The 25220-nt window shown below is 37.2% G+C and carries 13 protein-coding genes and 1 riboswitch; of the genes, 9 read left to right on the forward strand and 4 right to left on the reverse strand.

Annotated elements, in window-relative coordinates; translation table 11 throughout:
• Positions 1–348 precede the first annotated feature (348 nt).
• The 3 genes from KO02_RS04640 (at position 349) to KO02_RS04650 (ending at position 6389) form a co-directional block, all read left to right on the forward strand.
• Positions 349–3552 (forward strand): SusC/RagA family TonB-linked outer membrane protein, encoded by a 3204-nt coding sequence (locus KO02_RS04640; protein WP_038696253.1) that lies wholly within the window; start codon positions 349–351, stop codon positions 3550–3552.
• An 11-nt stretch (positions 3553–3563) separates the two neighbouring features.
• Positions 3564–5162, forward strand: a complete 1599-nt coding sequence (locus KO02_RS04645) for a SusD/RagB family nutrient-binding outer membrane lipoprotein (protein ID WP_038696255.1) — start codon at positions 3564–3566, stop codon at positions 5160–5162.
• Between the two features lie 192 nt (positions 5163–5354).
• The gene (locus KO02_RS04650; RefSeq protein WP_038696257.1) at positions 5355–6389 is read left to right on the forward strand and encodes an endonuclease/exonuclease/phosphatase family protein; all 1035 of its coding nucleotides are present in this window, start codon (positions 5355–5357) and stop codon (positions 6387–6389) included.
• Between the two features lie 1171 nt (positions 6390–7560).
• On the opposite strand, the gene KO02_RS04655 is transcribed toward KO02_RS04650, so the two are convergent.
• Positions 7561–7824 (reverse strand): hypothetical protein, encoded by a 264-nt coding sequence (locus KO02_RS04655; RefSeq protein ID WP_038696259.1) that lies wholly within the window; start codon positions 7822–7824, stop codon positions 7561–7563.
• A 35-nt stretch (positions 7825–7859) separates the two neighbouring features.
• Positions 7860–7952, reverse strand: a riboswitch (SAM-I-IV-variant riboswitch).
• A 197-nt stretch (positions 7953–8149) separates the two neighbouring features.
• Between KO02_RS04655 and KO02_RS04660 the strand changes: the two genes are divergently transcribed.
• Positions 8150–9079 carry a hypothetical protein gene (locus tag KO02_RS04660; protein ID WP_038696261.1) on the forward strand — a complete coding sequence of 310 codons (930 nt, stop codon included), beginning with the start codon at positions 8150–8152 and terminating at the stop codon, positions 9077–9079.
• Positions 9080–9239: 160 nt separating this feature from the next.
• Here KO02_RS04660 and KO02_RS04665 read toward each other — a convergent pair whose 3' ends face one another.
• The gene (locus tag KO02_RS04665; protein WP_038696263.1) at positions 9240–9827 is read right to left on the reverse strand and encodes a hypothetical protein; all 588 of its coding nucleotides are present in this window, start codon (positions 9825–9827) and stop codon (positions 9240–9242) included.
• Between the two features lie 888 nt (positions 9828–10715).
• On the opposite strand from KO02_RS04665, the gene KO02_RS04670 reads away from it, so the two are divergent.
• The 4 genes from KO02_RS04670 to KO02_RS04685 all read left to right on the forward strand — a co-directional run bounded on the left by KO02_RS04670 (position 10716) and on the right by KO02_RS04685 (position 19064).
• Positions 10716–11381 carry a hypothetical protein gene (locus KO02_RS04670; RefSeq protein ID WP_038696265.1) on the forward strand — a complete coding sequence of 222 codons (666 nt, stop codon included), beginning with the start codon at positions 10716–10718 and terminating at the stop codon, positions 11379–11381.
• Between the two features lie 295 nt (positions 11382–11676).
• Entirely contained in the window at positions 11677–16425 is a 4749-nt protein-coding gene (locus KO02_RS04675) for a SusC/RagA family TonB-linked outer membrane protein (RefSeq protein ID WP_038696267.1), read from the forward strand.
• An 11-nt stretch (positions 16426–16436) separates the two neighbouring features.
• Positions 16437–17795, forward strand: a complete 1359-nt coding sequence (locus KO02_RS04680; protein ID WP_081918306.1) for a RagB/SusD family nutrient uptake outer membrane protein — start codon at positions 16437–16439, stop codon at positions 17793–17795.
• Between the two features lie 18 nt (positions 17796–17813).
• The gene (locus KO02_RS04685) at positions 17814–19064 is read left to right on the forward strand and encodes a TlpA family protein disulfide reductase (protein ID WP_081918307.1); all 1251 of its coding nucleotides are present in this window, start codon (positions 17814–17816) and stop codon (positions 19062–19064) included.
• Between the two features lie 961 nt (positions 19065–20025).
• On the opposite strand, the gene KO02_RS04695 is transcribed toward KO02_RS04685, so the two are convergent.
• Both KO02_RS04695 and KO02_RS04700 read right to left on the reverse strand, forming a co-directional pair.
• On the reverse strand, positions 20026–20877 hold the full coding sequence (locus KO02_RS04695; protein ID WP_038696275.1) for a hypothetical protein: 852 nt from the start codon (positions 20875–20877) through the stop codon (positions 20026–20028).
• 56 nt (positions 20878–20933) lie between these two features.
• Positions 20934–21185, reverse strand: a complete 252-nt coding sequence (locus KO02_RS04700; protein WP_038696277.1) for a hypothetical protein — start codon at positions 21183–21185, stop codon at positions 20934–20936.
• Positions 21186–22210: 1025 nt separating this feature from the next.
• Here KO02_RS04700 and KO02_RS04705 point away from each other — a divergent pair.
• Positions 22211–25219: a SusC/RagA family TonB-linked outer membrane protein gene (locus KO02_RS04705; protein WP_038696279.1), complete on the forward strand. Its 3009-nt coding sequence runs from the start codon at positions 22211–22213 to the stop codon at positions 25217–25219.
• The last annotated feature ends 1 nt before the right edge of the window (position 25220 follow it).

Raw genomic sequence — 25220 nt, forward strand, 5'->3', positions numbered from 1 at the left:
TTGCTGTTTTAAACTTTTTCATTAAAATACTTGCAATAACAACAACAACTCTATATATTTGCTATCCGTTTTTCACATGTACTTCATGTGTTAAATTTACTATCCATTATACATCGTAGATTTTTGAAAAGAAAATTTACAGATTCTCGTAAGATCACTTAAAAGGAACTATAATAAAGTCCTCTTTCCGGTCTGTCATTCGCTCTATCTGTTACCAAACAAAGGATACCTGAATAGGAGGTAGATTTTTGTGTTGTGTCATTAAGGTTGTTTTAACAATTAAAGTTTAAACATTCCTGTTTACACATCCGATTTTATTAACAAATATTAATTAACAAACTAAATAGCATGAAACAAACATTACTTAGTTTTCTTTTAGGGGGGATGATATTATCATCAGTAGCATTCGCTCAAGAGAAAAAGATTAGTGGCCGTGTAACATCAACAACTGGTCAAGCAGTACCAGGCGTTACTGTTGTTGTACAAGGTACTAATCAAGCTACTCAAACTGATGCAAACGGTAACTATTCATTGAATGTACCTGCAGGTAAGGTAGTTTTATTTCGCTCCATTGGTTTTGGCGAAAAAACAATCCTTGTTAACAACAATACTTCTGTATTCAATATTTCATTAGAAGATAATACCAATACGATTGAAGAAGTTGTGGTTACGGCAATGGGTCAATCTCGTCAAAAGAGATCATTAAGTTATGCAACGCAAGAAGTAAAAGGTAGCAAATTGACAGAAGCTGCTAACAGTAACTTAGCAACAGCATTACAAGGTAAAGTATCAGGAGTACAGGTAACACCTTCATCAGGTATGCCGGGTGCATCTGCTAACATTACGATTCGTGGAGCGCGCTCATTCACGGGTAACAACTCACCACTATATGTAGTGGATGGTATGCCTATTTCTTCTGGAAATGATGTTTCTACAGGAAATGGCGTAACAGGATCCGATTATGCTTCTAGAGGTTTGGATATCGATCCAAACGATATCGAGAGCATCAATATCTTGAAAGGACAAGCAGCATCTGCATTATATGGTATGCGTGCATCCAATGGTGTTATCTTGATTACGACTAAAAGTGGAAAAGGAAAGCAAGGGAAACCTCAGATTTCTTATAATTCTAATGTTTCTTTTGATAAAGTATCTGTTCTTCCAGATTTTCAAAATACGTATGCACAAGGGGCAGGTGGCAAATATTCGCCAATGGCTTCAACGGCATGGGGACAACGTATCGATCAATTGCATTTAGATCCAGTGTATGGTGGAAATGTTGATAATGACTATACAAAGAAATATGGTAAGCATGAAGGAATGTATTATGTGCCGCAACGTGCAAATGCAGGATTAGATCCATGGGCTACGCCACAAGCATACAATAATGCGAAAGAATTCTTCGATATCGGACGTACTTTTAACAACTCTTTCAATATTGTGCAAGGGTTTGACAAAGGAAGTTATGCGATGTCCTTAGGAGCGACTAATGCCGATGGTATAGTGCCATCTACAGGTATGGATCGTTATACGGCAAAATTAGCTGGTGAAGCTAAATTATCGGATAAATGGACAACAGGATTCTCTGGTAATTATGTCAATTCAAGAATCACAAAACAAACAGGTGCCAATAATGGTATCATGGCTACATTATTTGGAGCTCCTTCGTCTTACGACTTAAAGGGAATCCCTTCTCACTATTTAAATAATCCTGCACAACAAAATACATACCGTAGTACAGGAGGGTTCGATGGGGCATATTGGGCTACTGAGAACAATAAATTCTCTGAAGATACGCAACGTTTTTTTGGTAATGGATTTGGTCAATATGCGACTGATTTAGGAGAAAATCAAAAATTGACATTGAAATACCAAGCAGGTGTTGATTCTTATACATCCAATTATACCGATCTTTTTGGTTATGGACATTCCAATGGAAAAGGAGAAGTGGAGAACTACCATATCTCGGTAACGGAGTGGAACTCATTGGGTACTGCAGCATACAACTGGAAAATTAACGATGATTTAGTTTTCGATGCGATGGTTGGTAATGAAATAGTTAATCGTGTACGTAGAAGAGATTATGCCTTTGGTATGAACTTCAACTTTCCAGGATGGGATAATATCAATAATGCCTCAACAGTTACTACAGAGCAGAACTTACGCCGTACGCGTACATTCGGTACTTTTGGTAGTTTAGCGTTAGCGTACAAGAACATGTTGTTCTTTAACGCAACAGGTCGTAACGATATCGTTTCTTCGATGCCACGTAACAATCGTTCGTTCTTCTATCCATCAGTATCGGCTGGTTTTGTTTTCACAGAACTAGAAAGCCTTAAGAATTCTATCCTAACCATGGGTAAGATCAGGGCTTCATTTGCCGAAGTAGGACAAGCAGGTGATTACTATGAAAGTTATTATGACAAGCCCGTATATGGTGGTGGTTTCTCATCAGGTACTCCTATTTTGTACCCAATCAATAGTGATGGAATAACATCTTATACTCCGTATTCTAAAGTTTATGATCCAAACTTGAGACCTCAAAATACGCAAGCAATTGAGGTGGGTACAGATTTGACTTTCTTGAACGGATTGATCAATATGAACTATACGTTCTCACGTCAGAATGTAAAAGATCAGATTTTTGATGTGCCATTGGCAGCTTCTACTGGTTATTCAAGTTTAGTAACCAATGGTGGAAAAATCCATACGAATGTTCATGAGTTAACTTTAGCAGTTGCTCCTTACCGTTCTGGTGATTTCAAATGGGATTTTGCTTTTAACTTCACTAAAATAGACAACTACGTAGATGAGTTGAAAGAAGGAGTAAACAGTATCTTCATGGGTGGCTTCGTAGAACCACAGGTACGTGCAGGTATTGGTTATAAATTCCCGGTTATTTATGGAGTTTCTTACTTAAGAAACGAGGCAGATCAGATTGTTGTAGATGAAAACGGCTTACCACAAGCTGGTGAAGAAAAAGTAATTGGTAATGTATCTCCTGATTTCAATTTAGGTTTCAATACAAACTTTGAATACAAAAAATTCCGTTTATCAGCAGTGATTGATTGGAAACAAGGTGGACAGATGTTCCATGGAACAGCAGGAGTATTGGGTTATTATGGTGTCACGCAACAGTCTGCAGATTACCGTAATGGGGATGGATTTTTATTCGAATTGCCAGCGGTGAAAGCTAACGGTGAAGTGAATGATATTATGATCGATGCACATCCTGAATTTGATGCAAATGGTAAGCAAACGAATACAGATGCCTTCAAATATTTCACTGCAATGAATGATATTTCCGAATCATCGATTCGTGGTACCTCATTCGTGAAATTGCGTGAAATTGCAGTAGGTTACCCAGTATATCAAAATTCAAAAATCAAAGTAGATGTCAATGCATTTGCACGTAATATCATTCTTTGGTCTGAACTGAAAGGATATGATCCTGAAGTATCTCAAGGAAACACCAATATGTCAGGTGCATTTGAACGTTTCTCTCTTCCAGGAACCTCAAGTTATGGTCTAGGTGTAAACATTAAATTCTAAAAATTAGGACAATGAAATTTAAATTAAATATAGTAGGATTATTAGCTATGGGAGTATTAGCTGCTCCAGTGGTTTTTACTTCTTGTTCAGAGGATGCGATGGACAATATCAACGAGAATGTTGATAAACCAAAAGACGTTCAAGCAAAATTTATTTTAACAGACGTCATTACACGTACTGCATTTTCAAATGTTGGTGGTGATTTCAATACGTATTTATCAAGTTATGTGGAGCACGAAATAGGTACGCATAATCAATTGTGGAATGCGGAACAAAGAGGTAACTCGGTAGCTGTAGCTTCCACTTTCAATAATACTTGGGGAAATGTGTATACCACATTGCGCGATGCTCGTTTAGTCATTGAAAAATGTTCAGTTGGTGGAAGCCAAGAGGGGAACTATGCCACTTTAGGTATGGGTCAGGTTATGGCAGCGTATAACTTAGCATTGTTGACCGATTTGTTTGGTGATGTACCTTATTCTGAAGGATTCAATCCTTTAGAAGTTCGTAATCCAAAATTGGATAAACAAGAAGATTTGTACAAACAGGTCAATGCCTACTTAGATGCAGCAATTGAAAATCTACCGAAAGGAGATACGCATGGAACTGGATCAGCAGGAGGGCAAGATTTATTATTCAGAGGAAATGCAAATAGTTGGTTGAAATTTGCACATGGCCTAAAAGCACGTTATGCGATGCGTTTGTTGAAAACTACTGTTGGTAATCAAGATGTGTTGAATACGGTAATTAATCATGTGGACAAATCATTTGCCAATGCAAATGAGGAAGCAAAATTTACAGAATATAGTACGGCTAACTTAAATCCATTATTTGACTTTCAATGGTCTAGAGATGGATTGGCTGCTAGTAGAAGTATCGTAGACAAAATGATCGATCGTAAAGATCCACGTTTGACTCGTAATTTTATGACGCCACCAAAAACAATTAATCGTGTAACTAATTGGATTCAAGTTTCGGATCTCGCGACCAATAAAGCGGCCTATGATTCATTAGCTGTGAATGGTCAAAATGAGCAAGTTCAGAATAAATATTTGACATCTACATTTGTTTACGCGCAGACTGCTCCAACGCAATTGTTGAGTTATCATGAATTGCAGTTTTTGAAGGCAGAAGCAATGCAACGTTTAGGTCAAGGTACTAGCGCTATTGAACCTGTATTAAAGAATGCGATAACAGCTGCAATTAAAAATTCAGAGATCGCTGTAAATGCAGCTTTTTCAGCAGCTACTGTTCTTAACAGTGGAAATATTATTGAAACTTCAGCAGATTTAAATGATGCGGATATTTCAAATTATTTTGAGGACAACGTAAAACCATTATTTGTAGCTAATCCTTTAAAAGAAATTGCTAATCAAAAATACTTAGGTTTCTTTGGAGCATCAGGTGAGTCTACAGAGATGTACAACGATATCCGTCGTTGGAAAGCAAATGGAGAAGAATTGATCGAGTTGAAAAACCCAGGTAAGTTCCCATTGCGTTTGCCATATGGTAGCGATGATACGACAACAAACCCTTATGTTCAAGCTGCATACGGTAATGGGCAATATGTCTTTACTGAAAATGTATGGTGGGCTGGTGGAACAAGATAATATCAGTTTATAGTTTATAATCTAGACGGCAATCTCGAAAGAGGTTGCCGTTTTTTTTATTTTGTTACGGTTGCATATAATTACTGTAAAAGTAGAATACGTTGGTTTTATATCAGAAATAATTATCTTCACTTTAATTAAAATTGAGAACTTATGTTGTCAATCTAAAATAATTAGTGGTATTATATATATATGAAGAAGTTTCTATTTACAATAATGATTCTTGTTGTTGGTAAGGTGGTCCTTTCCCAAACTAAAAATCAATTGAACGTCTTGCAGATTAATATCTGGCAGGAGGGTACGTCCGTTCCAAATGGTTTTCCGGCTATAGCCGATGAAATCATTGATAAGAAAGCAGATGTTGTCTTATTCAGTGAGGTTAGGAACTATCAGGAAACCGATTTTGTACAACGTATTTTGGACGAATTAAAAATAAAGGGGGTGGAGTACTATGGTACTGCAAGTGCACCAACATTAGACGTGGCATTTATTTCTAAGTTTCCAATAAAAGAGCAGCAACCTTTGTATGACGAGGCAAGTGATATGGGCGGCGTGTTGAAAAGTAAGATTCAAGTTGCTGGAAGAAATTTTACATTTTATTCGGTTCACCTAGATTATACCAATTATGCCTGCTATCTACCAAGAGGCTATGACGGTGTTACCTGGAAAAAATTGGATGCCCCCATTGTAGATGCTATAAGTATCCTAGAAGCCAATCGTAAGGGAAAGCGTGATGATGCAATTCTTGATATCATTATAGACGCCGACAAAGAATCGAAAGATGCTACTATTATCATTGCGGGAGATTTTAACGAACCCTCACACCTAGACTGGATTCACGCAACAAAAGATTTGTTCGATCATAGAGGTGCTGTAGTTCCTTGGGATTGTTCTGTATTATTGACAAAAGCAGGATTCGTAGATAGTTTTAGAGAAAAGTATCCAAATCCTGTTACACATCCAGGATTTACATTCCCATCATTTAATAAAGATGTAGCCATTGAAAAGCTTACTTGGGCACCTTTGGCAGATGAGCGTGACCGGATTGATTATGTTTATTACAGAACGAATAAACCACTTCATGTCGCTGCGGTCAAAATTGTTGGTCCTGAAGAAACGGTGAAATTTGGTAAAAAACAAGAGCAAGATAGCAAAGATGAGTTTTTATTGCCAAAAGGTATATGGCCTACCGATCATAAGGCTTTGCTGGTGAAGTTTGAGTTTTAGTTAGTTTATAATAGAGTTAAGCTTTGATTTAGGTAAGCTCAGTCTTTTTGGTTATTAGTAGACCTAAAGTTTCATATCTATCCATATAAACAACCACAACATATGCCCAGTGATAGGTATCACAGGCTATCATGGCATAAGGGTATATTTGAGTTTAAAAGAGATATAGTCTACGATGAGAAAAGGGCGCATCAATTAGCAATCTATCATTCTTTTATAAGGAATATTTTATAGCGGTATTATGAGTTATATTTGAACAACTAAATTGTCGTTCACATCCGTCATAAAATAAATAAGAGTACTGAAATATTCCTAAATAATCTGTCTCATGATAGTTCGCATGCTAATAGTTTTTGTATTGGGGGCTTAAGTTGTAATAATGGAGGCTTCAACAGGAACACTTTATTGCTTTCATGAAACACAGTTAGCCTGTTGGAAAAGCCTTTGGTTCAAATGTTATCCACTTATTCATTTTGAGTAGTTATTGTCAATGCATGAACAACCCCTTTTTTGATTTTAGTAGCTTGATATCACATTAATAATGGGAAACAATCTATAATACTGCTTGGTTATCTGTTGAAAAGAAGCAATTATGTTGAATAACTACAGCATTACTAAAAAAAAGCTGTTAGTTATTGATAAGTTGTTCATACTTTTTGCGTAGCGGAGAAATTATGGGCACTAGATATCTATCTATTCACAGCCATTATCTACTTGTTGTTAGTAACTAGCTACATGTTGACAATAAATGTCATCATTTGTCGGCTAAAGGTCTTCTATTTAAATGAAGGTATGCTGTTATTGGGAGAAGGTAGTAATAGATTTAAACAATAGGAGGCATGATATCGAAAAAGTGACTAGCGAAAGCCTAAAGGTAGTTCCGGTAAGCGGTAAATTAAGCCTAGTAATGGGTCCTACAGGCGTTAAAGGACATTTTTCATGAGTACTATCGCATAGTAACAATGGTTTAATAGGGTGTAACTATATGGTTGTTGTGGTAACTTACTCCAATCCTATCAGCTATCACCGGTTGTCAGAATTGAAAAGGTGGAGCTCGCTAAAACAATATGTTAAAATATTATCACTCATTAAGAGGAGCGTTTAAATAGTCAACGTTCTTCTCAGTGAGTGATAAATCAACTAGAAAATTCATTCTAAAACGGAATTTGCTTTACTGAATAATTGGAATAAGTGTATTTTCCTCTAACCTCACTGCTACATGTTTTACCGAGGTAAAGCCATCTTCTCTCGAAATAATGTTTGAAAGATCTAAGCCTCTTTTTGAGAAGGTACTTAGAAGAGCGGTACGAAATGTAGATTTGGAGGAACCCCAACCTTTCCCTGATATGGTATCATTGTTGAGTTGTATCAGTTCGTTGATTGAGTAATAACTGAATTTTTCTAGTAAATGTTGATAAAGATTTGTTGTAGCCATACAATTTAAAAATTTAAAGGATTAAACCATAAACTGTATCCAGATATTTTTGGTCGAAACCCATATTAATTTACCACCGTGGTTCTCAACTCGGTTGGTATTGCATCGTGCAATTCTGAATACTCTACAAATATAGTAGATTTTATTTTTATTTATAATTTTTTTTAAAATAATTAGATATTGAAGAGGATTTTATCGATTGCTATCCAATGAGTACTATATGACTAAACATTATGATGTCCTGAAATTTTTTACTAAAATAATTAGTTTTTACATATATTATTTTGTATATTTACTATAGTAACCAATTTATTAACAATCTATTATGAGTAATTCATCCAGTCGTGTCGACGATCTGCTGTGGAAATCTATCTTAGAGCAGACGTTTGCGCATTTTTTACGATTTTTCTTTTCAGATGCCGATGATGTATTTGATCTGAGCAAACCGTTTGATTATCTGGATAAGGAGTTTGAAACCTTGTTTCCACCCGAACCGAATGGTAGGGGCGTTCGTTTTGTGGATAAACTGGTCAAGGTGCATCTCAAAGATGGTGGCATGAAGTATGTGTTGTGCCATATCGAAGTGCAGTCCAGTAAGGGTAAAGGGGATTTAGCCGAGCGCATGTTCCAATACTATTACAAAGTTTATGATAAGTACAAAGTTCCGATTACTGCTATCGCTATATTGGTGGATGATAACGTCAGTTACAAGCCATCATCCTATAAGGATGAATTTATGGGTACCAGCATCCAGTACAATTTTAATTGTTACAAAATTTTAGATCAAGAAGAGGCACTATTACGTGATGATGCCAATCCATTCGCAGTGGTTGTACTGACCACGTTATTGGCCATCAAAAATAAAAAAGTCAGTGACGAAAAGCTGAAGCACATTAAGCATGATCTTTATGATCAGATGGTGATTCGTAATATGGATAGGAGTACGCGTCAGAGTCTCTATGATTTTTTGACGTATTACGTACGCTTTGATAATCAGTTGAATTTAAGTATATTTGAGTCAGAAATTTATAATCAATCAGGGAAGGAGAGTATTATGGGTACTAAAGAATATTTATTAGATAAAGCAAAAAAAGAAGGCATCGCATCTGGAATTGAGAAGGGGCGATTAGAAGAGCGTGCTAAGCTCAAGACTGAAAAAAGAGTTATTGCATTAGAATTTAAGAAAATGGGACTACCTCTTGCGGATATCGCTAAAGGGACTGGCCTTTCCATTGAAGAAATCGAAAAACTATAATAGGAACACTATAAGATATAATGAACCGATTGGGATGACCAGTCGGTTTTTTTGTGCCTTTCCTACCTTGCTAAAGGTTATTTAAGCAATATATTAATACTAAGTGAAGGATTTACCTTAGGTTGTAACTACTTCATTATTTTTTCTAATCATCCAATCTCTAAAGTTTAGGTAACTCTTTTAATAACCTGTAATATTCTTCGGAACGGCCAGCTTCTTTTTTACCATCCTTTAAAGTTACCTTGGCTTTTGTTACACCAGTTTTTTTTACATATTCTTTCAAATCTGAATTTAAAGATGAAGTGACTCTTGAAGAAGAACCTAAATGAATTTGAAGATTTGTAGCAAGGTTCGAAAATACTTCATTAGGAAGAAATTTATTTGAATCTTTAACTTTTGAAATAGCTTTTAAAATTTCATTTTTCAAATAGATTTTACTGTACGTAACTTCAGGTTGTGGTTGACCAACTCTCTTTCTCCATTCAATTTTATTTTTAGTCTCTATTGGTAAATCTTCATATGATTTGATAGGGTATTTGGGATCTAAAAATTGATAAAGTTTCAAATTAAATACAGAGCCGATTGCTGATAATGTTTTATGGCTCAATCCAGTCTTTGATTTGTCTAAATCCTTAATAATATCTCTGGTGCTTCCAGCTAGTTTCGAAACATCCATTGAATATAATTCAAACTTATCCATATATAAGTTTAATGTTTTTATAAAGTTTTTTAATTCATCTTCGAACATATTATTTTATTTTTATAGAAATATTTAAATATTTGTATTTATATACTTATATTTGAGTTATATTTAATTAGCGACTTTATTTAGTAAGTTATATCACTTACTTTACGATGTCTATCTCACCCAAAAACCGCAAATTTTCCCGTGAGATGATCGGTAGTTCGCCTTAAAATCTATTGGATAATTATTACCTTCGTGATATAATTCCAATAGGGCGTACTGCTGTCAGTCTTAATAGGGGAAGATCCGAGTTTCGTGTAAACTTGGTGACTGGTTTCTTTGCGGTTTCCGGGCTATAAGCATGTAGTACGCTTTATTGGTTGTTTAATAAAGCTTAACTTATTCTCAGAGTTAGATATTGTTCGCATAAAACCAAAAATTATGAGAACCATTAAAAACCAAATTCTGACCTTTCATTACCCGATCAAACGTCAGGATAGAAGGTCTTACCGATCACCACCATTAAAGAACGTTATCATTCCACCTGAATGATGACATCTTGAAAATAAAAACCAAAACAGGGGATAGGAACAGTTTTGCTCCTACGATTGTATTTAACCGTGCAAATGACAAAACCCTGATAACAGTTTTTACCGATTCATGCTATAGTAATTCCTTATTTAGTTAATAATTCTTAAAATGCTCTTTCAAGCGTCAGACACTTTAAAAGTAGCACTAAAGAATTAGATTACCAAATATTCTAATGCAATACGGTATAGTTTATCTATACTTCTGTGAATGGTTTTTTATTTATTATTATGAAATGCAATACCGATAGCCAATTATAACACGTACAATTGCATTTTCCTTATTTATTCTTTAACTGTTGAAGAGGCTATATAGTACCTAGGCTATAACATCCGTCTAACCTTCAATTAACCATTTAAAATAATGCAAAAAATCTGCAATAGGGAGAGCTATGCGCTATCCACAGGTGAAGATATGTCTTTTTTTTTGAGTGAAATGCCTGTTCCAATTATTAAAAAACCAGTTATGATAACAGATTTACCAGAACAATATTTTAAGGAACTGAGGTTTGATATTGTGCAGGGGCTATCTCCAAAATCATTGAAGTATGTCATGGGCGAGCGCACCAAACAGCCCTATTATTCGTTGTTGATAAACTTGTTGGAAACCTCGGATTCATTCAGTATGGTCGTGCGCAATGACAGTATCGATGTACTGCGGATATCTTTGATCAGTATGGAGGTATATGAGATCTACCTATTTGCCTTAGGCTTGCCGGCAGACTTTCCGACCAATCGGATATTGGTACTCGGTGAGGAGCGCGAAAAGTTGGTGCCTAATGATAAATTGGTAAAAACGCCATGCTATTGCTATGAACTGACTGTACCTGCTAATACCGAACGCGAGGAATACCGTCAGCGGATACTGAACGATATGAACAAACACTTCCAGTTAGATGTAAGGGTCGATAAATTGGCCGTTGTTCAAGGTAGTCGAAAGGTATTGACCATTAGTGGTGAGTCTGTGGAGTTGATCTGGGATGAGCAGTTGATGATGATCATAAAGTCTAATAAAGTTAATCCTTCCTGATACCATGATAAGACAGACAAAAGTTCCGCCTTAAGATGTCGGGTTGCAAGTCGTCAAGGATGACTTCATATCGATGAAAGCGTGCTGATAACCAATTATGATAAATTAACGACAGACGTATAACGCTTTTCGATTCCAACTTTTTATTATAGCCTGAGCGCAAGCTTATGGGCACCTGACTAGCTTCAATTGGAAGCTGTCCTGGATGTCTATTGCCATCAGGTAAACGCCAAATTTTAAACCTTTAATACTTAGCGAAGCGATCTCTTTCGTGCCATTAAGTATTAAATAAATTATGAAAAAAATGAATAGTTTTTATAAGGATGGGAGAGTACATGCCTATTTTAAGGGTATTCTCCAATCCATTTATAACCTAAAAAGCAGGTGCAGTAAGCTAGGGATAGCACGTCGATTTCCTACAGCTGAATATGCGCTTGAAAATAATATTGCACATGCAACTAGTGTGCGTTTTAGTAGTCAATATTCTCCCGATGAACGGTCGTCTATTCTTGGGGACAGCTGTGTACCTGAGTCGGGATTGGGTCGCCATTCGTTTGGTGGTTCTTCGACCGTTGTTCGGCAATTTCCCGAAGCCCAGTCGAAGCGGAGTCGAACAACACCCGAACAAGTGTCGAAGCGGTCTCGAACAAGTGTCGAAGGATACTCGAACAAACCTCGAACAGGAACCGAAGAAATAGCAAGCAAATACCAAGCTAGAAGCAGAGGAGAAGCAAACAATAAGCACAGAAACGGCAAAGAAATAGCAGAGAACAAGCAAACAAAGACCAGAGCCGAAGCAGAGAGTTGTGTAGAAACAAGCAGAGCCGAAGCAAGGGATTTAATCGAAATAGGCAAAGGAGAAGCAAGGGAGGTAGCTTGTTCTGATAAACTTCTGACCAACTTCGCACCAACTTCTAACTTTCTACGAGTGGGGTTCGAGTCCGCTTCGAATTTTCTTCGAGTCAAACAGGATGAAAACTCAAAGCCAACTCGAATAAAATTGGATAAAAAGCCGAAGTATGGCAGAATAAAGTCAGAAGAAAGGGGGAATAAGGTCGGTGGCAGGACAGGAGTTATTGAGGATAGGTTGTTCTCAAATTCGGGTCTGATTCGTACTGTATTCGTACCAGCTTCGGAGTATTTATTACCAGCTAAATATCCTTTAATTGCCTTCCAATACCCTTTTCTTGGGCAGCCGATGTTTGGGAGATGTGCCGGAGGTGTGCAAGGGATGGGTGAGGTACGAAGCAGGTTAGAAGCAAGCACGAATCCGGTACCCAGAATGTACGGTTTAAGTACTGTTAGTTCACGGGGAAGGTACCGAAAAGGTACCGAGAGTGTACTAAGAAGCTACTGGAAAGGTACTAAAGAGGTACTGAGTAGCTACTGGAAAGGTACGACATTTTGTAAGTTCGGAGTGCCTTCTGGTCGAGAAGCAAGTAGTTCGACTTCGAACGAATCTGGGGTTTCCAAACGATGGTTCAAAAGTAGATTGTCTATCAATCAAGCATGTGTAATGCGTATGCTAAGCGTTTGCAAAGCCTGGATAGTGTGTAAAACGGTACCCGTTTACGCACTATCAACGCACTATGTACGCTTAGGACTGGCTTCATCCATGCTTAATCCCTACTTGGACAGTGTGTTATCTCAAATAAGCTCTTTTAAGCCTTTTAAATTCTTAAGTCAAGTATTTACTCATGTTGAATGTGATAATTCTTTAAATCGTTTAAAAAATAGTTTAAACTTCATGCAAGAAGTGGGGAAGGATATTGAAAATAAGCGAGTTGTCCGTTTGTTTCGTTCGGCAAGGTTTTCGATTGTCCCGGTTTTACTGATACTGCTGACGTTCGGAGGGTTAATTAGCCAAGCCCAGAGTAAGCAGGGCTATGTATTGCAGGGCACGGTCGTATCCGCAGAGGATAAGAAGCCACTGCAAGGCGTATCCGTGCGGGTTGAAGCAGAAAACATCAAGGTCTCCACCAAGAAAGACGGTTCGTTCAGTATATCGGTCACAAAAGAAAAAGGCAAAGTCAAATTTACCAATGTCGGTTACAAAACAGTTGAGCAGGAGTACACCTCGGGTGTTGTATTGTCTGTGCAACTAAATGCATCCGATAATCAATTGGAAGTAGTCGAAGTCGTGAGTACAGGATTCCAAAAAATCCCAAAAGAAAGAGCAACGGGGAGCTTTGAGTTTGTGGATAATAAGCTGTTCAACAGAAAAGTGTCAACAGATTTTGTGAGTAGGTTGGAGGATGTGGTACCAGGGATAACATCTAGAAAGGTTTCGAACAATCGTGGAGATCTATTGAATGTTCATGTTAGGGGAATAAGCACTTTGGGTTCAGAAGGCTGGCCCTTGGTTGTTGTCGATGGAGTGCCTTATGACAATAAAGGGGCTGATGTTGGTATAGGTGCTTTTAATAACATCAACCCCAATGATATCGAAAGTGTAACCGTATTGAAAGATGCGGCTGCATCTTCCATTTGGGGGGCACAGTCGGGTAATGGTGTAATTGTGGTTACCACAAAGCGTGGAAAATTTAATGAACGTACACAGTTGAGTTTTAACTCTAATATCAGTATCAAGGCTAAGCCAGATCTGTATTATTATCCCCAAATGAATACATCGGATTATATCGGTGCACAACAATATTTATTTGATCAAGGGAAATACAACAGTTGGTTTACAGATAGATTTTATAATCCGCAGCCAGCGCTGTGGCACATGTACAATAGAAAGAATGGAAATCTATCGGAATCAGATTTTAATAAAGAAATTTCGGAGATGAAGAATACCGATATGCGGGATGATTTTCTGAAGTACGTATACCGTAATGCGGTCAACCAGCAATATCATGCACAACTGCAATCGGGTGGTGAGAAGGTCAATACCCTTTTTTCAGCAGGATACGACAAAAACTTAAATGATGTTGTCACTTCCTCTCTCCGTCGTTTGAACCTCAAATCGAACACCCAGTTCAAGCCCCTGAAAAATATGGTGCTGGATTTAGGGGTGCTATATACGGAAATAAAAAATCAAAAATCGTTCTTGCCATCAGGATACAATGGATTGGCTAAGGGTATGCAAAATTATCCTTATATGCGGTTGGCAGATGAACACGGGAATCCCATAGAAGTAAATGTGGGCGGGTTTAATCCTATTTTTAAGGATACGGTAGCTGGAGGTCGCTTATTGGACTGGTCCTATTTTCCTTTGAACGAATTGAATGATACGAAAGAAACGCAGCAGATCAACGAGTTTTTAACGACGATAAATGCTGGTTATCATTTTGATTTTGGATTAAAACTGAATCTTCTATATGCCTACCAACGCTCGAATACAGAAATAGAATTATGGAGTGGTATTGGTTCGTTTTTACAACGAGATCTCGTTAATAGTTACGCGAGTTGGACAAATACCAAAGTTACTTGGAATATGCCTGTTGGTGACAGTTTTTATTTGGCAAATTGGGACAATCGTACGCATCAGGGACGTGCTACTGCTGAATATTATAAAAAATGGAACGATAAACACGAGCTGTCTTTGTTTTCTGGTATGGAGATGCGGAGTATTGAAAAAATTATGACTTCTAGTCAATATTATGGTTTTAATCCAGAGACGGGTTCGTATAAATCTGTTCCATACGGGATAGCCGTGCCCATGTTGAATGGTATCATGGGTTCTTCTGCCATTCGTGACCCCAATAGCTTTCAACATTTTCAAAATAATTTCCGATCCTATTTTGCCAATGTAGGTTATACCTATTTAGATCGGTATATATGGAGTGGTTCCTACCGAAAAGATGCTTCCAATCTATTTGGCGTTAAGAGTAATGATCGTGGGCAACCTTTTTGGTCTCTTGGTGGGGCTTGGATTGTGTCTAAGGAGTCCTTTATGCGATACAGTCCATTTGATTATTTGAAGTTACGGAGTACCTATGGTTATAATGGTAATGTGAACAATAGAACTTCTGCCTACCCGATCATCAGTATCGCTACTAACCCGAACAGTACGACTGGACAGAATTATGGGATGATTACCGCACCACCAAATCCCAGTTTGCGTTGGGAACGGGTAGCGATCACAAATCTCGGACTTGACTTTGCACTGAAAGGAAATAGGATTTCTGGAAGTGTCGAATATTACATTAAAAATGCCAAGGACCTGATTGCGGCAGACCGTGTCGATCCAAGTACAGGGTTTACGACCTTGATGATCAATAGTGGAAACATACGTACCAAGGGTTGGGATGCTAGTTTGAATATTGTGCCTATTCAAAGCAAAAACTGGACTTGGAACAGTCATTTGGTTTTTACTTACGGGCGGACAAAAGTGCTTAAATCATACGTTCAAAATGAGAATGGAAAAGATTTTATCGGTTCGGCCCAATCTAATCCCAGAACACCAATAGAAGGTATGGAATTATATAGTCTTTTGGCTTATAAATGGGCTGGTCTCGACCCTGAAACGGGAGCAGCTCGTGCATATATGAATGGGGAGTTATCCACCAACTATAATGCCATATTAGCCTTGAAGGTGCATGATCTTGAAAATTATGGTTCGACCGTTCCTGTGTATTCTGGAAGTTGGCGGAATTCCGTTCGCTATAAAGCCTTGGAGCTTTCTTGGAATATTTCCTATCAATTGGGACATAAGTTCCTGCGGAATTCTTTTGATAATAACCTGTTTTTAAATAGCGATATCGGGCATAAAGATTATGCTTTGCGTTGGCAAAATCCAGGGGATGAGTTGAAAACGGATGTACCTGCTTTTAAATTTCCTTCTGATTTAGGTAGTCAAATTTTTATGAAATCCTCTGCTTTATTGGAAAATGGTGGGCAGATCAAATTGCGGGATATGCAATTGAGTCTGAACCTGCCTTTTGCCAATAAGTTCAAACTGAAGAACTGTCGGGTATATGCTTATATCCAAAATGTCGGCATCATTTGGCGTGGTAATAAGCTGGGTATCGATACAGAGTATGGTTCCAATATACCAGACGCGATGCAATCGTCCTTAGGTCTTAGTTTTAATCTTTAATACCCAGAATCATGAAAATATACATTTCGTTTTGCAGTGTCTATGCCATGCTGGCTTTTTGCTGCTGCACTAATTTTCTGGAGGTCAAACCAGATATCAAGATGGTTATTCCAAAAAGTCTGCAAGATGCTGAGCTCTTGCTCAACGATTATGCAACGATGAATACTGGCTATCCCATATATGGGGAGTGGTCGGCTGATGAGTATTATATTACGGCTGAAACATTTGATGCACGTTTAGATTTTGATCTACGGAACACGTATACCTGGATGGATATCATCTATGACGATGTGTCGCAATGGCAAAGACCTTATAGAACAGTATTCAATGCGAATCAGGTCATTGAAATCATTGATAAAGGGAAGGTCGATAACAATACCGCGAAAGCTAAGAGTTTATTGGGTGTAGCACATTTCTTTCGGGCATTTGCTTTCCAACAATTGGTAGAAGTTTTTGCACCTGCATATCAGGTTACGACTGCTTCTACGGAGATGGGGATTCCCCTGCGGTTGTCACCTGACATGGATGAGCCCTCCACCCGTGCTTCTGTGCAAGAAACCTATAATCAAATCGTACAGGATTACAAAGAAGCATCCTATCGATTGCCTATTGATGAAGGGATAAAGGGCAGGCCTTTTCAGGCGAGTGCTTATGCGGGTTTGGCAAGAACCTATCTGGTGATGGGAAAATTTGAAGAAGCTTATGCTTATGCGGATTCCTGCTTGCAGTTGAATAGTGATCTGATGGATTTTAACGACCTGAAGAGTGGGAACAGTTTGCCTATTGCAAGATTTAATATTGAGGTACTTTTTGCTGCTATATCGGCAACTTCTGGGCCCATGAATCTGAATTATGGGCTGGTTGACTCTACATTATATAAGAGTTATGCGCCCACCGATCTTCGGAAAACTATTTTCTTTCGAGCGAACACCTATCCCTTAGATTCTTATGGCTATAAAGGCAGCTATGATAACGGTATGGCGAACCTTTTTGTTGGTCTGACCACAAGCGAAGTCTATTTCATCAAAGCTGAGGCAGCTGTACGGATTGGGAAAATAGATGCGGCCTTAACAGCTTTAAATACCTTGGGTGTAAGTCGATATGAACGGGATAAATATGTTGCTGTTACGGAAAGAAATCCAGCATCTTTATTATCCTTAATCTTGAAAGAAAGACAAAAGGAGTTGGTCTTTCGTGGACGTCGTTGGTCGGATCTAAAAAGATTGAATCTAGATCCTAGATTTCAGAAAACGTTGAAGCGAGAGATCCATGGTATAGTCTATCAACTGGAACCCAATAGCCGTAAGTATGCCTATAGAATTCCTGAAATCGTGGTTAATAATGGGAAAATACCACAGAATATCCGATAATAATAAAGTACTATAAACATGAAATATTTAAAATTAATGGCATTGCTGTGCTTGATGTTGATGACGATTCTATTTGTAAATGCACAGTCAGACAAAAAAATAGATTTTAGTAAAGCGCTTAAAGTGGGCGATACTTTTGTGCCGCCAAATGCAGTACAGCAGATGCGCGGTATAGGAAAAGTCGATTTAAAAAATTTAGGGAACAAGGTAGTCATCTTGGATTTCTTTGATACCTTTTGTGGTACCTGTATTGAAACGATGCCTAAGCTGCAAAAATTGCAGGATAAACTGAAAGACAAAGTGCAGATTATTACCGTCGGATGGCAGGATAAGGAGACTTTGGAGAAGTTCTTTGATAAAAATGAATTTCTCAAGGAGAATAAGGTCAATTTGCCTGTTATCTATTCGGATCTGTATCTGAAAGAGCGATTTCCACACCTCACCGTTCCTCATGTGGTATTCCTCTATAAGGGAAAGGTGCAAGCGATATCGGGTAATAAAGTGGTCACTGAAGAGCATATTTTGGCATTATATGATAAGGGAGAAATTGAATTACCACTTAAAGACGATTTTGGCAAAGGAAATTTGATGGGATTGAGTAGGAGTGAAATGGAAGTTAAAGGAGCGATATCATTTTCTGGGTATCAAAACGGTGTACCGTTCGAATCCTTTAGAAGAAAACTGGACAGTGTAAGTGGCTTACAAAAAACATCCTTTTACAATGTTTCGGTTTACAGTGCAGTACTATTTAATTGGGCGAAAATACAAAAGGCAAATTATGTGCCAAGACCAGAACGACTGGTATTGAAGGTTAAAGACTCGAATCGTTATCAGGATACAGCAAACATAGGCGATGTCTGGTATGCGCAGTATGCGATTTCGTACGAACGTTTGGACGAGATACAACGGACGGATTCGGCTCAGGCACGAATCGTTTTGCAAGATTTGCATAGTTTTTTGGGCATCAGGACATACAAAACGATGAAAAATATCGAATGTCTGATATTGAAACCTTGTCCGGTAAAACCTTATACTGGTAAAGTACCACTGAATGGAATGACTTTTAAGGGAAGCTCGGTCTTGGCAGTGATGTTGGATATGGGACGAAAATTTCCCCCTGCCTTAGACTTGGCCAAAAGTAAGGTGGATATAAAACTTGGGAGATACAGCAATTTGGAGGAATTGAACGAACGGCTTGCAAACTATGGTATCGTAGCGGAGATTGGGATGGGAGAGCAGGAAGTGTTGGTAATTGAAGAGTTGGAGTAACATAAAAAAATATAGGGTATGATGAATCATACCCTATTCTAAGTTTAGCGATCGCTGATGTCGTAGTTCTAGTTAAAAGCTATCTTGCTTTTAAGAAAACATGTAGCCCGTTTACTTGATTTTGAAGCGAATTGAGCATTTCGTCCTTCAAGTCTTCTGTGAGAATGGGCTCGTTGCTAAAGTCTGGATCAGCCTCTATGTAACACATTTGCTGTTTGGGCGTAGAACATGGAGGCGTACCTGATGTTAGAGTATAAGAACTTGGTTGCGAGGGATCTGGTCCCGTGTATAAAAATAAAGACATTGCTTTAATATTTAAACTAAGTAAATGTGGATGTGATTATCACGTATAATCAGATCGGTTATAATCATTCATCTTGCATAAAGTAAGATGGCCACATAAGAGCTTTCATGTGTCATGGAGGCTCTTATAGGTTGGTGGTCTTATTTTCACTTACCCGTCCACCCATGGGGAACACAGCAAATTTTCGTTTGTATCTCTTGATACTTGTGTTATTTGTTTTCATATTATTCTTTTTAAATTTTAGTCATTGAAACCCTAGCTCTTTTGGAGCTAGGGAGTCATGGCTGGTTCACATTAACGGGCGGCATCCTACACATCACCGACTATTAATATTTTCAATAGGGACTTTTACCTTTTTATTTACGCGATATCGTCACCTTCAGAAAGCTTTTGAAATATTGTTTTCGTATGCTTCAAATCAAATGTACTATTGAAACCAACTAATTGGAGGGGAAACTTTTCGGCTATGGGAGCTCGTTTAAACGACTTTAAAGCGCTGTCCCTTTTGGGTTAGGGGACAAATGGCATGAAAATAACATAGCAGAGATTCTTGAGATAAAAGGTTATTCAAGCGAACCACGCTTGAATATTAACCTTTATATCGGGTGTAATTGAAAGGGCGGTTGGGGATTCCCCTGATTTCCTAAAATTTATTAATTAATTGCGATTTTTACCAATCAGATAGTCAAAATCACGCTCCATGGCCTGCGCCATTTTTATTATGATGCTGTAAACGGATTGAACACTACTTTCTAATTTTGGTCTATCGAATTTCCTTAAACCTTCTTTAGCGGGTAATTGTCCACTTTTGGTCAGGACAAATTCGGAAATATAGGAACAGACCTCAGTCTTGTTCATGTTTTCTGGAAAAACTTCTGCACCGTGTGAGTAATGTATAAATATATTGATCTGGCTCGCTGTAAATCGTGTAGGAATTCCGTTCGGCTTCAAAACCTCTTCTGGCTTAACTTTTTCGGGTTTGGTTTCGGTTGCCTCAATAGGTTTTGGTTTAACGGTCTTTCTTTGTTTGGTATATCGGATAAGCATATCAGCGAGATGGGCTCGGGTAGGATCAAAGTATAATTTGGGATCTCGGGAAGCTTGGCTTATACGCAGTTCATTCTCATCAATGCACATGATTTTATTTTCTTCGGAAAGTTCACTGAGCCTAAAGTTAATCAGCTCGGTACATCGATTAAAAAATCCCATATGATTGAAGTTGATATTGATCATGGTCTCGATAAAGCGACGTTCCCAGTCTTTGTCACGAAGATCTTCAGCAATATGTGATAATGACTGTAACAACTTGGTGAAAAACCGATAATGATAATAGCAGATCTTGGAAACAGCGCTATTGAAATGATTATCAATTGCTGATTGGATTTCAGCCAGCAGGTGAGCCCAGATTTTCTTTTGTAATAGTGCTTCTTTTAAAATAGGAAATTTCTCCTGAAATTCTATTTTTAAAAGGTGATATTGATAATCGGTCAATGATTCCTCAAGATTCATATGTGGACTGTATATATCTTCATAAGTCTGGAAGAGCTCGTGGAATTTTAAAATTATTAAATCGACCTGTTTATTTTTTTACGATAAATAATATTAAATATGCGCCGCAATTGACTGTAGAAGGTACGGAAGGATTCCTGCGCCATTTCTCGATTATCATGATTGAAATATCTGGGATGGGAATTGTTCTCGATCTCCGCAAGTTCCGCTAAGAGGGCCTGTTCGATCTGTTCATCTTCTTCTTGATTTAAATGGGGGATACCATAGGCTGATATGGCCTCTCTGAGGTTTGTTAATACGCTAATCATAATTTTATAATTGGTTAAAATAAATATGTCTACATTAAAAATAATTAAGAAAAGTATAGTGTGCAAAACATTTTTCCTGTAATAAGGAAAATTATAATCAATCAGAGATCGAAAAGACTACTTATTAAGCTTAAATCTGCTTTTTTAAGGAAATAAAAGGAGTGAGAGAGAAGAATTGGTGTGTAACAAAAGCTAAAGTGCCGAGTTACTCCAGTTTCAATTCATAAATGAATTGGTCTTAATAGCAAAAAGCCTTTTCAGTTTTTTAGCAGAAAAGATTATTGTCAACAATATGAATTGTAAACCAGCCAATAATACCATCAATGGTGATTTCAGCTTTAAGATGAATAGGGGCAGATCTATGTAACTATTTGTGATGAAGGTGTCTTGGTTTATACAGAAAAGGGATGATCAGTTTCTGTCCTTAGGATAACTAGGTGGGACTTGTTATTGCGCTGTCTAATGAAGAACCTTTGTTCGTCCTGAAGTTGAGGTGTTAATGATTTAATTTTAAAACATCACGTAATATTTTAATTGAAGAAGCTGAGAATTCATTATTTGTAATGCGTTTGGATATTTATTTTTATCAGTGATAATTTATTAAGTGATTGTTACAAACTTGTTTTAAAGTATTTATCTGTTAATCAGTCGTTTGTCTTTAGATGTCTGCTTTTTACTTCTTTTTTGTTATTTCTTCATTGTAAAATCGAATTATATTATAATATTTGTTTTAACATTTTTTAACAACTTGGTTGTTAAAAATGTAAGTTGCAAACCAACGTTATCATTGACCGAATAAGATTTTTAGAGAAGCTATATAAATATTTGAAAAGATATTTTTTACACATAAAAAAAGCAATCGATTGCGTTATTGACTAGACTTTGGATTTGAGATTTTATAATCATTGATTTATGGAATTTTCATTTTTGAAGTAATGGTGATAAATGGACGATTTTTAAGAAAAGAAACTTACTTAACCAAAGTCTTTTTTTATTGAGACTTTAACTTTAATAAACACAAACATATGAAACAAACATTACTCAGTTTTTTTGTGGGTAGTATGATCCTGACCTCTGTTGCCTTTGCGCAAGAGAAAAAGGTAAGTGGTCGTGTGACTGCAGCTGATGGTAAACCATTGGTTGGTGTGACGATTGCTGTTCAAGGATCAAACCTAGCTACCCAAACAGATGCGAATGGAAATTATTCATTCTCTGTCCCAACAGGCAAAATTATCGTTTTCCGTTCCGTTGGCTATACTGACAAGACATTAATTGTCAAGGAAGATCAATCGGCTTTTAATGTAACTTTGGACGGTTCGGAAAATGCTCTGAATGAAGTTGTCGTTGTTGGCTATGGAACTCAACTTAGAAGAAATTTAACAACCTCTATATCAACAGTTGGTGCAAATGATTTAAAAGAAATACCTGTGCCAAATATTCAGCAAGCTCTGCAAGGCAAGGCTGCTGGTGTTCAAGTTACTTCAGGGGGAGGAAGACCTGGAGCTCCTATGTCTGTGCAAATTCGTGGACGCTCGTCTATTAACGCAGGAAACAATCCATTATATGTGGTTGATGGGGTTATAATGCCTTCAAATAATACATTTACACCTAACGATGCTGGGGCTGGAATTTCTCCTTTAGCAAACTTGAATCCTGAAGATATTACTTCTGTAGAAATTTTAAAAGATGCTGCTGCAGCTTCAATTTATGGTTCTCGGGGATCAAATGGAGTGGTGATAATTACCACCAAAGGTGGAAGTACGTCTGGTAAATCAATTATAGGTGCTTCTACATATACCGGATGGCAATCATTGACCAAAAAGAAAGATTTACTTAATGCATCTGAATACCGTTCTCTTTATAACGAGGCAGCAGTAAATGCTAGTCTCCCTCAAGTTTTTACCAATGATCAAGTTACAAATCCGGAAAATAATGTAAACTGGTTAGATGAAATTCTTTCTAATAACTCAAGAGTAAATTCTGCTCAAGTATCAGTAACTTCAGGTGGAAATGAAAAGACACAATTTTACACATCATTTAATTATTTTGATCAAGATGGAGCTCTTTTAAACGGAGGATTTAAAAGGTATGCTATTAGAGCTAATCTTACACATCATATAAATGACTTTATTAGATTTGGTTCAAATACCGCACTTTCGCGCACTGAAAGAGCAGAAACACCAGTTGATAATAGTATTTTTTCACCATTTCCTCGTGCATTAGTTGCTAGACCTGATCAGCCAATTTTTAATCCAGACGGAACATTCGCGACAAACAGTTATAATAATCCAGTACACATGTTTCAATCTGAAAACTATGTGAACCTTTCCAATGTGTTTAATTCATCATATTTAGAATTTGATATCATATCAGGACTGAAATTTAAAACTGCAGTTGGTGTGGATTTTTCATATTTAGATCAACGTTTATATAATCCATTAACATCTTTATCAGGAGGTGGTAGTAATGGTTCTGGTGCTTCTGGATACGTTCAGACACGTAATTTACTTGCTACACAAACATTATCCTATGATAAATCATTTTATGGTGATCGTTTGGATTTAAACGCTATTGCCGTTTATGAGTATCAAAAAAATCAACGTGAAAACAATCGAGTTGATGGGTCTAATTTTCCATCTGATTTAACACCTTATATAACATCTGCAGCATCTATCACAGGAGGGACAGCAAATTTTACGGAATATGCGATGGCTTCTTCTTTAGCGCGTGTAAATTTAGGATGGGAAGGTAAATATCTATTCTCTGCATCCATAAGAAGAGATGGTTCATCTAAATTTCCTGAAGCTGGTCGTATTGGATATTTCCCATCAGTATCAGCTGGATGGGTGGTATCACAAGAGAATTTCTTGAAAAGTGTTGAAGCGATAAGCTTGTTGAAAGTTAGAGCTTCTTATGGATCAACAGGTAATCAAGAGGGAATTGGAAACTTTGCATATCGTAGAGCCATCGGTGGTGGCTTTAACTATTTAGATTCTCCAGGATTTGGATTGTCCGTTATAGGTAGCCCTGATCTGAAGTGGGAATCTACTGATCAAATAGATATAGGTATTGATTTAGGATTATTTAATAATAGATTAGAAATTTCTGCAGATTACTACAATAAGAAAACAAAAGACTTATTGCTAAATAGACCGATTCCTACTACTACTGGATTTTCTACTATTTTAGAAAATATAGGTAATCTTAAAGGATCTGGATTTGATTTCCAAATTACTTCGAAAAATTTCAATGGAAGTGACTTTACTTGGTCAACATCTTTAAATCTTTCAACTTACAAAAATGAAGTTACAAAGTTGTTTAATGATCAGCCAATTGATCAAGGATTTGTAGTGCGACATGCGGTAGGTCAACCTTTGGGTTCATTCTTTTTAATCAAATCATTAGGAGTAGATTCGGAAACAGGAGATATGAAATATGAAGATATTGATGGATCAGAATCAATTACTTCTTCGGATAGACAATTTTTAGGAAATCCTTTGCCTAAATTTCATGGAGGTATTACCAATAATTTATCATATAAGAATTTTGATTTAAATGTGTTTTTCCAATATAGCTATGGTAATGACATTTATAATTTAGGTGCAGAAGGTACAGGTGGATATGGAAGTATGGGAGGAGTTGTGAGTGCAACAGCCCCAGCAACAAATATGTTCAAAGAATATTATGATGAGCGCTGGACTCCAGAAAATACAGATGCAAAATATCCTCGTGCTGTTGGAGGAACTAGAGGGACTTACAATACACAACGTTCTTCGAGATTTTTGGAAGATGGATCATACCTTCGTTTAAAAACAATAACATTAGGATATAACCTTCCAAAATCTGTGGCTCAAAAAGCAAAATTTAGTAATGTACGCATTTATGCTAGTGCTTATAATTTGCTAACATTTACGAAGTATACTGGATTTGACCCTGAAGTGAGCTCAGAGTTAACTGTTTCCAACTTGGGGGTAGATCAAGGAGCAATTCCTCAATTTAAAACATTTATGTTGGGTATAAATTTGGGACTATAAA

The sequence above is a fragment of the Sphingobacterium sp. ML3W genome, assembly GCF_000747525.1.
Taxonomy (GTDB): domain Bacteria; phylum Bacteroidota; class Bacteroidia; order Sphingobacteriales; family Sphingobacteriaceae; genus Sphingobacterium.